This window comes from Streptomyces sp. H51 (assembly GCF_035656535.1).
Taxonomy (GTDB): Bacteria; Actinomycetota; Actinomycetes; order Streptomycetales; family Streptomycetaceae; genus Streptomyces.
Genome location: NZ_JAYMHD010000066.1, coordinates 97330 through 109624, shown reverse-complemented (window position 1 = coordinate 109624; position 12295 = coordinate 97330). Strand labels below are relative to the sequence as shown.

Annotated in this window: 10 protein-coding genes and 1 pseudogene; 6 read left to right on the top strand and 5 right to left on the bottom strand. The window is 76.9% G+C overall.

Annotation, left to right across the window (positions count from 1 at the left end; translation table 11 throughout):
* Nucleotides 1-68: 68 nt before the first annotated feature.
* On the top strand, nucleotides 69-1466 hold the full coding sequence (locus tag VKA29_RS22515) for a V-type ATP synthase subunit B (RefSeq protein ID WP_324787745.1): 1398 nt from the start codon (nucleotides 69-71) through the stop codon (nucleotides 1464-1466).
* A 4-nt stretch (nucleotides 1467-1470) separates the two neighbouring features.
* Nucleotides 1471-2097 (top strand): V-type ATP synthase subunit D, encoded by a 627-nt coding sequence (locus VKA29_RS22510; RefSeq protein WP_324787744.1) that lies wholly within the window; start codon nucleotides 1471-1473, stop codon nucleotides 2095-2097.
* A gap of 143 nt (nucleotides 2098-2240) precedes the next feature.
* Here VKA29_RS22510 and VKA29_RS22505 read toward each other — a convergent pair whose 3' ends face one another.
* Nucleotides 2241-3575: a phosphoribosyltransferase family protein gene (locus tag VKA29_RS22505; RefSeq protein WP_324787743.1), complete on the bottom strand. Its 1335-nt coding sequence runs from the start codon at nucleotides 3573-3575 to the stop codon at nucleotides 2241-2243.
* A 1020-nt stretch (nucleotides 3576-4595) separates the two neighbouring features.
* Between VKA29_RS22505 and VKA29_RS22500 the strand changes: the two are divergent.
* The 3 genes and pseudogenes from VKA29_RS22500 to VKA29_RS22490 form a co-directional block, all read left to right on the top strand.
* Nucleotides 4596-5261: pseudogene (locus tag VKA29_RS22500) on the top strand (MBL fold metallo-hydrolase); the annotation flags it as partial.
* Nucleotides 5262-5592: 331 nt separating this feature from the next.
* The gene (locus tag VKA29_RS22495; RefSeq protein WP_324787742.1) at nucleotides 5593-6033 is read left to right on the top strand and encodes an MBL fold metallo-hydrolase; all 441 of its coding nucleotides are present in this window, start codon (nucleotides 5593-5595) and stop codon (nucleotides 6031-6033) included.
* Nucleotides 6034-6184: 151 nt separating this feature from the next.
* On the top strand, nucleotides 6185-6406 hold the full coding sequence (locus VKA29_RS22490) for a hypothetical protein (protein ID WP_324787741.1): 222 nt from the start codon (nucleotides 6185-6187) through the stop codon (nucleotides 6404-6406).
* 271 nt (nucleotides 6407-6677) lie between these two features.
* Here VKA29_RS22490 and VKA29_RS22485 read toward each other — a convergent pair whose 3' ends face one another.
* The 4 genes from VKA29_RS22485 to VKA29_RS22470 form a co-directional block, all read right to left on the bottom strand.
* Entirely contained in the window at nucleotides 6678-7259 is a 582-nt protein-coding gene (locus tag VKA29_RS22485) for a TMEM165/GDT1 family protein (protein ID WP_324787740.1), read from the bottom strand.
* 391 nt (nucleotides 7260-7650) lie between these two features.
* On the bottom strand, nucleotides 7651-8181 hold the full coding sequence (locus VKA29_RS22480) for a universal stress protein (protein ID WP_324787739.1): 531 nt from the start codon (nucleotides 8179-8181) through the stop codon (nucleotides 7651-7653).
* A gap of 129 nt (nucleotides 8182-8310) precedes the next feature.
* On the bottom strand, nucleotides 8311-8544 hold the full coding sequence (locus VKA29_RS22475) for a hypothetical protein (RefSeq protein WP_324787738.1): 234 nt from the start codon (nucleotides 8542-8544) through the stop codon (nucleotides 8311-8313).
* Between the two features lie 17 nt (nucleotides 8545-8561).
* The gene (locus VKA29_RS22470; protein WP_324787737.1) at nucleotides 8562-11180 is read right to left on the bottom strand and encodes a GNAT family N-acetyltransferase; all 2619 of its coding nucleotides are present in this window, start codon (nucleotides 11178-11180) and stop codon (nucleotides 8562-8564) included.
* Nucleotides 11181-11361: 181 nt separating this feature from the next.
* On the opposite strand from VKA29_RS22470, the gene VKA29_RS22465 reads away from it, so the two are divergent.
* Nucleotides 11362-12243, top strand: coding sequence for a universal stress protein (locus tag VKA29_RS22465; protein ID WP_324787917.1), 882 nt, complete (start codon nucleotides 11362-11364; stop codon nucleotides 12241-12243).
* Nucleotides 12244-12295 lie beyond the last annotated feature (52 nt).

Sequence of the window (12295 nt, the reverse complement as noted above, 5' to 3'; positions counted from 1 at the left end):
GAGATGCCGTGAGCGGAGGTGTCGTGAACGGAGATGCCGTGAGCGGAGGCGTCGTGAGCGGAGGTGCCGTGGACGGGACACAGGACTGGGCCCGCGTCGAGTACACCTCGGTGCGCGAGCTGCGCGGTCCCCTCGCCGTCGTCGACCAGGTCGAGGGGGTCGGCTGGGACGAGTTCGTGCTGTTCACCCTCGACTCGGGCGAGCGGCGGCACGGGCTCGTGCTGGAGGTGGACCGCGGCACGGCCGTGGTCCAGGTCCTTCAGGACACCGGCGGCATGGACCCGGCGCGCGTCCGCGCCGCCTTCACCGGCACGCCCCTGCGCGTCCCCGTCGGCACCGGCTGGCTGGGACGGGTCTGCAACGGCCGCGGCGAACCCCTCGACGGCGGCCCGCCCGTGCTCGGCGCGGCCACCTCGGCCGTCGGCGGCAACCCCGTCAACCCGGTGCGCCGCGAGCCGCCCGCCGAGCCCGTGCTGACCGGCGTCAGCGCCATCGACGCCCTCACCACCCTCGTGCGCGGGCAGAAGCTGCCGGTGTTCTCCGCGGCCGGCCTGCCGCACCTGGAACTCGCCGCCCAGATCGCCGCCCAGTCCACGGCCGGCGGACAGCCGTTCTGCGTGGTGTTCGCGGCGATGGGCGTCACCCACGCCGACGCCGCGTTCGTGCGCGACGCGCTGGAGGAGCGCTCGGCGGCGGGCGAACTGGTGCTGCTGCTCAACACCGCCGACGACCCGGTGATCGAGCGCATCCTCACCCCGCGCATCGCCCTCACCGTCGCCGAGCACCTCGCCTTCACCGCCGGCCGCCACGTCCTGGTCGTGATGACCGACATGACGAGCTACGCCGAGGCGCTGCGCGAAGTATCCGCCGCCCGTGGGGAGATCCCGGCGCGCCGGGCCTACCCCGGTTACCTGTACAGCGACCTGGCGTCCCTGTACGAGCGCTGCGGACGCATCCGCGGGCTGCCGGGTTCGGTCACCGTGCTGCCGGTGCTGACCATGCCCGCGGGCGACATCACCCACCCCGTCCCCGACCTCACCGGCTACATCACGGAGGGTCAGGTCGTGCTCTCCCGAGACCTGCACGCCCGTGGCGTCTACCCGCCCGTGGACGCGCTGTCGTCGCTGTCGCGGCTGATGCGCAAGGGCGCCGGGCCGGGCCGTACCCGCGACGACCACCTCGACGTCGCCGCGCAGCTGCTGTCCGCGCTGGCCCGGGCGCGCCAGGTCAAGGAACTCGCCGACCTCGTCGGGCAGGCGGCGCTCGGCCCCGCGGACCGCGGCTACCTCACCTTCGACGAGGCGTTCGCGCACGGCCTGGTGGACCAGGGCAGCGCCGAACTGCGCACCCTGGAGCAGACGCTGGAACGTGCCTGGCGGGTGCTGCTCACCCTGCCGCGCAGCCAACTCGCCATGCTCCCGGCCGAGTTCCTCGACGCGCACGAGTCCGCGCGGGAAGGCAGGTGACGCCATGGCCCAGCTGCGCGTGGAGCCCGGCCGTGCCGGACGGATGAAGCTGCGCCGCAGCCTGGACGCGGCGCGGCGCGGCGCGGACCTGCTCGACCAGAAACTGCGCATCCTGCGCGCCCGCCACCAGGAGCTGTCGGAGGCCGAGCGCGTCGCGCGGGAGCACTGGCACCGGCGGCTGGGCGAGGCGGAGTCGTGGCTGCACCGGGGACTGCTCCTCGGCGGGGAGGAAGCGCTGGACGCCGTCGCCCGCCCCCGCCCGGCCGAGCTGGAGGTCTCCTGGACGTCCACGATGGGCGTACGGCATCCCGGGGGCGCCTCCTGCACGGTCCCCGGACGGCGGCCGGGCGACCCGGCGCCCCCGAACACCGCGCTGGTGCACGCCGAGTCGGCCTACGCGGACGCCGTGCGCGCGGCCGCAGAGTACGCCGCGGCCCGAGCGGCGGCCCGGGCCGTCGGCGCCGAGGTGCTCAGCACCGGCCGCCGGGTGCGGGCGCTGCGCCGCCACTGGGTCCCCCGCCTGGAAGCGGCCCTCGCCCGCGCGGACGCGGCACTCGAACAGACCGAACACGAGGACGCGGTACGCAGACGCTGGGCAGCACCCCCCGAAGACCCACCCCCAGCCGCTTGACCGCCATCGGCCTTCCGGCCTTCCGGCCTTCCGGCCTGGCGGCCTTCCGGCCTTCCGGCCTTCCGGCCTGGCGGCCTTCCGGCCTTCCGGCCTGGCGACCTGCGGCCTTCCGGCCCGGCGACCAGGCTCAGGGGCCGTAGCCGCTACTGCGCTCCTGGCAGTGGCGTGCCGGCGTGGGGCAGGGGCGGGTGGGTGGTGAACCAGTCGCGGGCTGCTTCGGCGACCGTGGGCAGGGTGCCGGGTTCGGGGAAGAGGTGGGTTGCGCCGGGGACGACGGCGATCCGGTGCTCGCAGTGCATCCAGTCGGCGGCGAGCCGGGTGAGGCTGAGGACCCGGGGGTCGGCGGACCCGACGACGAACAGCGTCGGCGCCCGCACGTGCGCCAGGGCGGCAGGCGTGGCCAGGTCGGGACGGCCGCCGCGCGAGACGATCGACACCACGTCGGCACCCGGCACGGCGGCGGCCTCCAGCGCGGCCGCGGCGCCCGTGCCGGCCCCGAAGTAGGCCACCGGCAGGCCCTTCTCGTGCCGCAGCCACAGCGTGGCGGCGTGCAGGCGCTGGGCGAGCAGGCGGATGTCGAAGACGTTGTGCCGGTTCTGCTCCTCGTCCGCGGTGAGCAGGTCGAGCAGCAGCGTCCCGAGGCCGGCCCGGTTCAGCACGCCGGCGACGTAGCGGTTGCGGGAGCTGTGCCGGCTGCTGCCGCTGCCGTGCGCGAACGCCACGACCGCCGGAGCCGCTTCGGGGACGACGAGCTGTGCGGCCAGCCGCACGTGCCCGGCGGGCACCCGCACCTCCACGTCCCCCGGCGTACCGGGGGCGGGCCGGGGCGCGGCCGCCGGCGCGGCGCGGGCGGCCCGCTCGAGCAGGGCGGTCACCCGTGCGTCGCCGACCTGGGCGAAGTCGCGGTACCAGGCGCCCACCGAGCCGACCCGGGGCGGCCGCTGCAGGGCGATCACCTGGTCGGCCGCACCCCGCAGCCGGGTGACGGTGGACTCGGGAGCGACCGGCACGGCGAGGACGACCCGGGCGGCGTGCAGCGCGCGGGCCACCCGGCAGGCGGCCTCCGCGGTGGCGCCGCCGGCCAGCCCGTCGTCGACGATCACCACCGCCCGCCCCGTCACCGGCACCGGCGCGCGGCCGGCGCGGTAACGCAGCGTCCGCCGGTCCAGTTCGGCCCGTTCGGACCGCTCCACGGCGGCCCGCTCGTGCGGGCCCAGCCCGGTGCGGCGCACCACGTCGCCGTCCAGGACACGCACCCCGCACTCGCCGACCGCGCCGAAGCCGAGCTCCGGCTGCCGGGGCACACCGAGTCTGCGCACCACCAGCACGTCCAGGGCCGCGCCGAGCTCCCTGGCCACCTCGTAGGCCACCGGTACCCCACCCCGCGGCAGCCCCAGCACGACGACGTCCTGACCCCGCAGGTGCGCCAGACGATGGGCCAGCCGCAGACCGGCCTCCGTGCGGTCCTGGTACCGCATGGGCACCTCCTCATGCGCGTACCGCGTCGGCGGCACCCGCCTCCCCCCATTCGACCCCCACCCCGGACGTTCCGGCAGGGGCCCATGGGTCCGGCCCGGAGGGACCATCGGCTCGCACGGCGCCCGCGGGGCGGGCCCGTCGGGGCGACCCGGCGGGCCCGGAGGACACCCGGTCCCCGACGCGGGCCCCTTCGGCCCATGTCAGGGCGTCGCGGGCCCCGCAGTCTGAGGGCACATCAGCGGAAAGAGAGGACAGACCATGGTGGTCCCCACCCGTGTCGCGGCCACCGCCGTCCGCGCCGACGCGGCGGCCGTCGCCCGGCAGCGGGAACGGACCGCCGCGCGGCCGCTGCCCCCGGGCACGCCGTTCGCCGTGCGCGACGGCGCACCCGGCCGGGCGGCGGTCCCCGGAGCGGTCGCGGACCTCGCGGACGTGCCGCGGGGCGACGGAACCCGCGCGGGCCGTCGAGGTGGCGGACCCGCGGCACCCGGCCGGATCCACCGGCCCGCCCCGGCCGCCGCCGAGCCCCGGTGGGGGCGGCGGCCGTACGCCGTGCGGCCGCAGCGTCCCGCAGCGGTCGCCGGGCCCGGGGCGGACGTCGCGTCCCGGGGGAGCCGTCGCCTCCGGGGGCGCCGCCGTGTCAGGGGCGGCAGCCACGTCCGTGCGGACGCCGCGCCGTCGTACAGACGGCCGGTCGCCCACGCCGTCGGGGCCGTCGTCGAGGCCGCCGGCGTCTCGCCGGCCGGGTTCCGGCCGGGCCCCTCGCGGCACCGGCCGCCGCGCCCGCGAACCGGACCGGAGACGGCAGCGCGGTCAACCCCGCGGCAGCGGCCCGCGGCCGCGCACAGCAAGGCGGGAAGGACCCATCCGCTTCTCGCGGATCCTGATTGCGCGGTGCGCGGCCCGAGAGCCGTTGCTCCGCGTCTTTCGCCGGGTCCTTCCCGTCGTCTTCAGCACACCACGGCGGTCACCTGCCCGCCAGGGCCGATCGGCCCCGATCACCCGAGGAGAGCGACATCATGACCACCGCGGCACCGACGACCGAAGACCCGCAGGCCACCCCGGGCCGGCCCGCACTGCTCAGCTTCCTGGGCGGTGTCGGCACGGTCACCGGCAGCAAGTTCCTGGTCGAGAGCGACCACGCCCGCGTCCTCGTCGACTGCGGCCTCTTCCAGGGCCTCGCCGACCTGCGCCGGCGCAACTGGCGCGCGCTGCCCTGCGACGCCGAGGACATCGACGCCGTCGTCGTCACCCACGCCCACCTCGACCACTGCGGATACCTGCCCCGCCTGGTGCGCCACGGCTTCCGGGGCCGCATCGTGACGACCCAGTTCACCGCCCGGCTGATGGAGATCGTGCTGCGCGACAGCGCCAAGCTCCAGATGGAGGCCGCCCAGCACGCCAACGAGCACGGCTGGTCCAAGCACCGTCCCGCGGAGCCGCTGTACGACGACTCCGACGTGGACCGCACCATGAAGCTCGTGGACGCGGTGCCGCTGCGCACGTCCGTCGACATCGCCGCCGGCACCCGGCTCACCCTGCACTCCGCCGGCCATATCCTGGGCTCGGCCTGGGCCCGCCTCACCCTGGAGGACGGCCACACCCTCGCCGTCACCGGCGATCTGGGCCGCCCCGGCCACCCGCTGCTGCGTCCCGCCGAGCCGTTCTCCGGCGCGGACGTCCTGCTCGTGGAGTCGACCTACGGCAACCGGCACCACCAGGAGGAGGAGGGCCGGACCCGGTTCGCCGAGGTGATCACCGCCACCCTGGCCCGCGGCGGCACCGTGGTGATCCCGGCGTTCGCCCTGGACCGCACCGAGGTCGTCCTGCACGAGCTCGCGGAACTGCGCCGCACGGGCCGGCTGCCGGCCGCCGTGCCGGTGTACGTCGACAGCCCGATGGCCCTCGCCGCCCTCGACGTCTACCGGGACGCCCTCGCCGCCGGGGCCGCGGAACTGCGCGCGGACATCACCGAGACAGGCACGGCGGCGCTCCGCCCCGGAACCGTTCCGGACGGTGCGCTCGCTGCAGGAGTCCATCGATCTCGGCCACGTCTCCGGACCGTCCGTCATCGTCTCCGCGTCCGGCATGGCCACCGGCGGCCGGGTGCTGCACCACCTGCGGCGCCTGCTGCCCGATGCGCGCAACGCCGTCGTCGTCGTCGGCTTCGCGGCGCAGGGCACGCGCGCCCGCGACCTGGTCGACGGGGCGAAGGTGCTGAAGATGTTCGGCGAGTACGTCCCGGTGCGCGCCCAGGTCGCCGACGTGCCGCATTTCTCCGCCCACGCCGACGCCACCCAGATCGTCGACTGGCTGCGCGACGCCCCCGCCCCGCAGGCCACCTACCTCGTGCACGGCGAGCCCGCGGCCGCCGAGGCGCTGCGCGACCGGATCGCCCGCACCCTGGGCTGGACCGCCGTCGTGCCCCGCTCCGGGGAGCGGGTCCTGGTCCGGTGAGCCGCCGCGCGGCAAGGGCCGCGCCGGCCCGCCGTCCGGGCCGGTCGACTCATGCGCCGTGCGCGGCAAGGGAGTTGGCTGGTAGCGAGGGATACCGGGGCCGTGGCGGCACGGCCCCGGGCCGACCTCCGGGACAGAGGAGGGGGACACAGTGGGTACGACGCTCACACCTGAGTTCTGGGAGCGGTTCGCCGTCCTGCTGGTCGCGGCGATGGCCGTGACCTGTGCGCTCGCCGCACTGTTCGACGCGCTCGCGGTGCGGTCGGCCGGGCGGCACGGCTCCGGACCGGCCGGGCGGCACCGGCGCGGACCGGCCGCGCGGGCCGGGCGCCGGCCTACGGGCGCGGATCACCGTACCGCCGTCGGTTGCTGAGCGGCGGGGGCGGGGGCGTGCGGGGTGGGCGGGGCACGGCGCCGGGCGTCGCGTCGCGCGCCGCCCGGCGAGCCGCCGTGGATCCGCACCGGCGGAGCCGGGCGGCCACCGCCGTCGGCGCGCGGGATCGCGGCCTCGGGGCGTTGCGGCCTCGGGGCATCGCGGCCTCGGGGCATCGCGGCCTCTGGGCATCGTGGCCTCGGGCCGGGCCGGAGACCCGGTCGAGGCGCGGGTCCCACCGCCTCGACGCCGACGGCGAGCCCGGAACGCCTCAGCCGGTGAACGCCTCGATGAGGGTCCACGTGGCCAGGCCCGCCATGCACAGGCCGCCGATGCGCTGCACGGTCTTCAGCGGCACCCTCTTGGCGATGAACCGGCCGGCCAGCAGGGCCAGGGCGGACACCGACATCAGGGCGGCGGCGGATCCGATCGCGGTGGGCAGCCAGCCGTTCGTGGCGGCGAGGTTGGCCGTGGTGATCTGGGTCAGGTCACCCCATTCGCTGATGAAGACGGCCATGAAGGCGGTGGTGTAGACGGGCCAGAAACCGGTGACGGTCCTCCCCGCCGTCTCGTCCTCGTCGTCGCCGGAACCGCGCAGCAGGACCACCGCGCCGAAGGCGAACAGGGCGGCGGAGACGAGCTTGACGGCCAGGGTCGGCAGCAGGCTCAGCAGGCTGCCGGCGCCCACGGCGATGGTGACGTGCACGAGGAACGCGGTGGAGGTGCCGAACCACACGTACAGCGGCCGCATCCGGGTGCCCATGGCCAGCGACGCGAACATCGTCTTGTCGGGAAGCTCCGCGAGGAAGATCAGCCCGAAGGCGGTGACGAGCGCGACGGGGTCGAAGGTCATTGCTGGTGCTTTCTGCTGGGGCCGGGCCACGGGTTCTCATCGGCACCCAAGGAGGCGACGGGAGGAACCGCTCGGCCCGGCATGACGGAACGGCCCGCACTGCGGCACGGGCCGGGTCTTGCCTGGCCGAAGGTCTCGTCCACCTCCGCACCGTGTGGTGTGGGGCCCGGGGGCCGGGACGTCCGTGGACGTCCAGTATGTCGACCTGCCGGTATTGCGGGACTACTCCCCTTCGCTGCCGGCCAGTGTAACCGCACAGGACGGCCGGGCCCGCACCGGAGGGAGCGCCGGGCGCCTGATCATCGATGCCGGCCCGGCCACCGGGCCGCCCGCGCTCACCCGCCGGCCCCCCGTCGGCGGTCGGCGGATCACTCGGTCCCCGCCGCTGCCGTCAGACGACGACCACCTGCCGTAGTGCCGGTGCCGGAGCCGGAGCCGCCGTCGGCTCGGGCGCGTGCCCGGGCCGGGCGCGGACGGGCGCGGGTACCGTCACCACCGGGACCGTGGAGTACCGCAGGCACTCGCGGCCCACCGCGCCGGCGGCGGGACGTTCCCACTGACCGTGGGCCTCGTGCCCCAGGGCGAGCAGCCGCGCGCCGCGCGCCTGCTGGAGCAGCACCCGCGCGGGCGGCCCCTGTACCAGGACGGCCCGTACGGCCGGGCCGACGCGCGGGCCGAACACCTCGCGCACGCACGAGGCGAGCAGCTGGGCGGCCCGGTCGCGCTGGTCGGCCGCGGTGGGGCACGCGGACGCCGGAGCGTACGGGGCGTACCGTTCCGCGGCCGGCTCCCAGGCGTGCACGGCGACGACCTCCAGGTGCAGGGAGCGGGCCTGTTCCCCGGCCCAGCGCAGGGCGGCCAGGGACGCCTCCGACCCGTCGACACCGACCACGACGACGTCGGCGAGGGCGCTTTCGGTCATGACTGCCTCCAAGAGTGGCCCGGACTTCCAGGCTGCCCGGAGCGGAGCCCCGCGGGACGTGGGCCGTGCGGCACCCGTGCGTGCCGGTCGGCCCCTTCCCGGCTTCTGGGGCGAACCCCGGGACGCGGCTCACGGCCGGTGGTGGCGGTGGTCGCGGTGCTCGTCGTAGTCCCCCAGGTAGTGGCGCTCCTCGATGACGGTCCCGTGTTCGCCGGGACGCCGGACCATGCCGGGGGTCGCCAGGAACATCAGCAGGCCGAGCACGCCCACCACCATCAGCACGAAGCCGACGACGAACGAGCTGTAGCCGAACACCAGGCAGGCGCCGAACACCGCCACACCGACCAGGACGAGAGGTAACATGACTGCCTTCTTCCGTGTCACAACCTGCGCAGATGGGGATCGTTGCCGCGGCGCGGCACCAGCCGCACGCGGGCCTCGACGGCCAGGACGCCGTCCGCTCCGGCCAGCAGCGGATCGAGGTCCGCTTCCGCCAGTTGCGGCAGGTCGCAGGCCATCCTGGAAAGCCTGTGCAGGAGTTGTCCGAGCGCCTCCACGTCGGGCGCCGGGCCGTCGCCGCGGCCGAAGAGCGCGGGCGCGCACCGCGCCGACGCGATCAGTTCGCGCGCATCGCGTTCGGTGAGCGGGGCGAGCCGTCCCTCCTGGTCGCCGGGGAGTCCGGCCGGTGTGCCGCCGGGCCCGAGCAGCACCAGCGGCCCGAACACGTCGTCCTGCACCACCCGGGCCGCCAGTTCGGTGCCGCGTCCGGCGGCCGGCCGGACCACCACGCCGGCCAGCCGGTCGCCGTAGCGGGCCACCAGCTCCCGGTGGGCGGCCCGCAGCCGGGAGGTGCTGCGCAGGTCGAGCCGGACGGCCCGCTCCTCACCGAGGTGGGCCGGCCCCGGCCCGTACGCCGTCATCACGAAGCGGCCGTCCGTGCCCGCCAGCCGTTCGGCGGCGGCGATCGCCTCGTCCTCGTCCCGGGCCCAGGCCCAGGGGATCTGCGGAACGACGTAGCAGCCGAGCAGCGCGGCGGTCGTCCGCGGGTCCAGCGGCCCGCCCTCCGGGCTCCGCTCCAGGAACGAGTCGACGACCGTCCTCGCCCGCCGGGTCTCCACGTCCGGCAACGCCGGTACCGGACTGGCCGGCTGGGCGAGCCAGGCGGCCCGCCGCGCCGCGTGGGCCAGGGCGCGGGCCGCGTCCTGGGCGTCGGAGTACGCCGGTACGCCGCCCCCGCCGCGGGCGGGCAGCAGGTCCACCCGCGCCGGCTGGGCGGGCAGCACCGCGACCACCGGGCGGGGGCGGGCCCCCGCGTCGGTCACCGCGCGCACCAGGTCGTCGCCGGTCGCCGCGGCGACCGCGGTGGGCACCAGGGCGACCAGGACGGCGTCGACCGCGGCGTGGCCGGCCAGCAGGTCGACACAGGCGCGCAGCTGCTTCTCGCCGACGGACGCGGTCGCGTCCACGGGGTTCGGGGCGTCGGCGCCCTCGGGCAGCAGCCGGCGGAGCTCGCCGGCCAGGGCGTCCGGAAGCTCCGGCACGCTCAGCCCGGCGTCCGCGCAGGCGTCGGCGGCCAGGACGCCCGCGCCGCGCGCGTTGCCGACGATCGCCACCCGCGGCCCCCGGGGCAGCGGCTGCGCGTGCAGGAGGGCTGCGGCGTCCAGCAGTTCGCCGAGGGAGCGGGCGGCGGTGACACCGGCCTGGGTGAACAGCGCCTGCCGGGTCACGGTGCGGGCGGCCGCCGCGGCGGTGTGCGTGGCGGCGGCGCGCCGTCCGGCCTCCGAACGGCCGGCGTCCACCGTCAGCAGCGGCATCCGGCGGGCCACCCGGCGGGCGGTACGGGAGAAGGCGCGCGGGTTGCCGAAGGACTCCAGATGCAGCAGCGCCAGGCCGGTCCGCCCGTCGTCCTCCCACCACTGGAGCATGTCGTTGCCGCTGACGTCGTACTTGTCGCCGAGCGCCACGAACGTGGACACGCCGATGCCGAGCCGGGACAGCCCGTCGAGGAGGGCGATGCCGACCCCGCCGGACTGCACGGCCACCCCGGCCGGGCCGGGGCCGGGCGCGTGGGTGGCGAAGGTGGCGTCGAGACGGACGTCGTCCTCGGTGTTGGCCAGGCCCAGGGCGTGCGGGCCGGCCATCCGGATGCCGTGCCGGCGGCAGGCGGCCAGCAGGGCGCCGGTCTGGCCGGCGTCCAGGTGCGAGGAGACGACGAGCAGGGCCCGCACGCCCGCCGCGCCGCACTCCCGGGCCACGGCGGGCACGTCCGGAGCGGGCACGGCGACCACGGCGAGGTCCGGCACCTCGGGAAGCCGGTCCACGGCCGGCCGGGCGGGCACCCCGCACAGCAGCGTGGCCCGCGGGTCGACGGCGTACAGGCGCCCGGCGAAGGACCGGGTCCGGATGTCACGCAGGATCGCCCGCCCCACCGATCCGGGGCCGCCGCCCGCGCCGATCACCACGACGCTGCGGGGCCGCAGCAGCGGCCGCAGGCTGACGGTGTCGGCCAGCCGGCCGCGGGCGTCCACGGCGCGCAGGTAGTCCTCGGTCTCGGCCAGGTCGATCGTGCAGCGCAGCCGGGGGCCGTCGGCCCTCCGGGTGACGTGCAGGCCCAGGTCCCGCACCACGGCGAGCGGTCCGTGGTCGTCGCACAGCGAGTCCGCGGTGAAGGCGGTGACGCCGTCGGCGCGGGCGGCGTCCGCGAGGTGCTCCACGAGCAGCGTGCCGACGCCGCGGTGCCGCCAGTCGTCGGCCACGGCCAGGAACAGCTCCGCCGCCGTGCCCTCCCGCGGTTCCCCGCAGGCGGCCACACCGAGGAGGCGGCCGGCGTGCTCGGCGACCAGGGCCCGGCGGCCGGGGAACCACGGCGGCGCACCGGCCGGCGCCTGCCCGCACAGCCGCAGCACCCCACCACGGTCGGCGGAACCCGCCGGCCGGATGCGAACGATGGTCCCGTCCGTGAGCAGAGCGTGCACGGCGGCTTGCTGGACCTCGGCCATGGCGCACCTTCTCCCCGGCTCGTCCACAGTCTCCGGCCCGCGCCCGCGGGCCCCCAGGGGCTGAACGGGCATCCGCCCGGGCCGAACGTCCCGCTGCAGCAGCCCCGGGACGGATGCGACAGTGACCGTGGAGGCCCGCGGCACGGGACTCCGCGACGCCCGACGAAAGGCGGTGGGCACCATGGAGGCGGCTCTGGTCGTAGGTGTCGACGGATCGGAGTCGAGCCTGGAGGCGCTCGACTGGGCGGTGCGCGAAGCGGCCCGGCACGCCCTGCCGCTGCGCCTCGTGTACGCCTCCCTGTGGGAGCGCTACGAGCCCGCCGCGCCGTCCGCCGGCGCCGGCCCGCGGGGCCCGTCGGAGCAGGTGGCGGTGGAGAACACGGTCGCCTCCGCCGTGCAGCGCGCCCGCCGGACCGATCCGGGGGTGCGGATCGGCGCCGACGTGGTCGCCGACGACCCGGCCGCCGCGCTGCTGCGGGCCGGACGGGGCGCCTTCGCGGTGGTGACCGGCTCACGGGGCCGGGGGGAACTGGCCGGCCTGCTGCTCGGCTCGGTCGGCCTGACCGTGGCGGCACGCGCCGACTGCCCGGTGATCGTGGTCCGCGGCGACCGGGCCGGCATCCACGGCACCCACGAGCGGATCCTGCTCGGCGCCGACGACCCGGCCCGGGCCGGCGAGGCGGCCCGGTTCGCCTTCCGCGAGGCCCGGGCACGCGACTGCACCCTGGACGTCGTACGAGCCTGGCGCCGCCCCGCGCCCGGGACCGCCGACCGCCGGCCGCCGGCCGGGGAAGCCGCGGGCGACCACGAGCAGCGCGCCTCCGCGCTCCTCGACGACCTGCTGCGGCAGCCGGCGGCGGAAGGACTCGGGCCGCGGCTGCGCCGGCACACGGTGGAAGGACCGGCCCGCAGGGTACTCGTGAACCGCTCGGCCGCCGCGGACCTCGTGGTCATCGGCGCGCAGCGCCGGCACGGCCGCCACGGCCTGCAACTGGGGACGGTGGCGCACACGCTGCTGCACCACGCGGCCTGTCCGGTGGCCGTGGTGCCGCAACGGGCCTGACCGGCGGCCGGGTCCGGCCGGCACCGCAGTACGCACCGTCGGGCAACGCGAG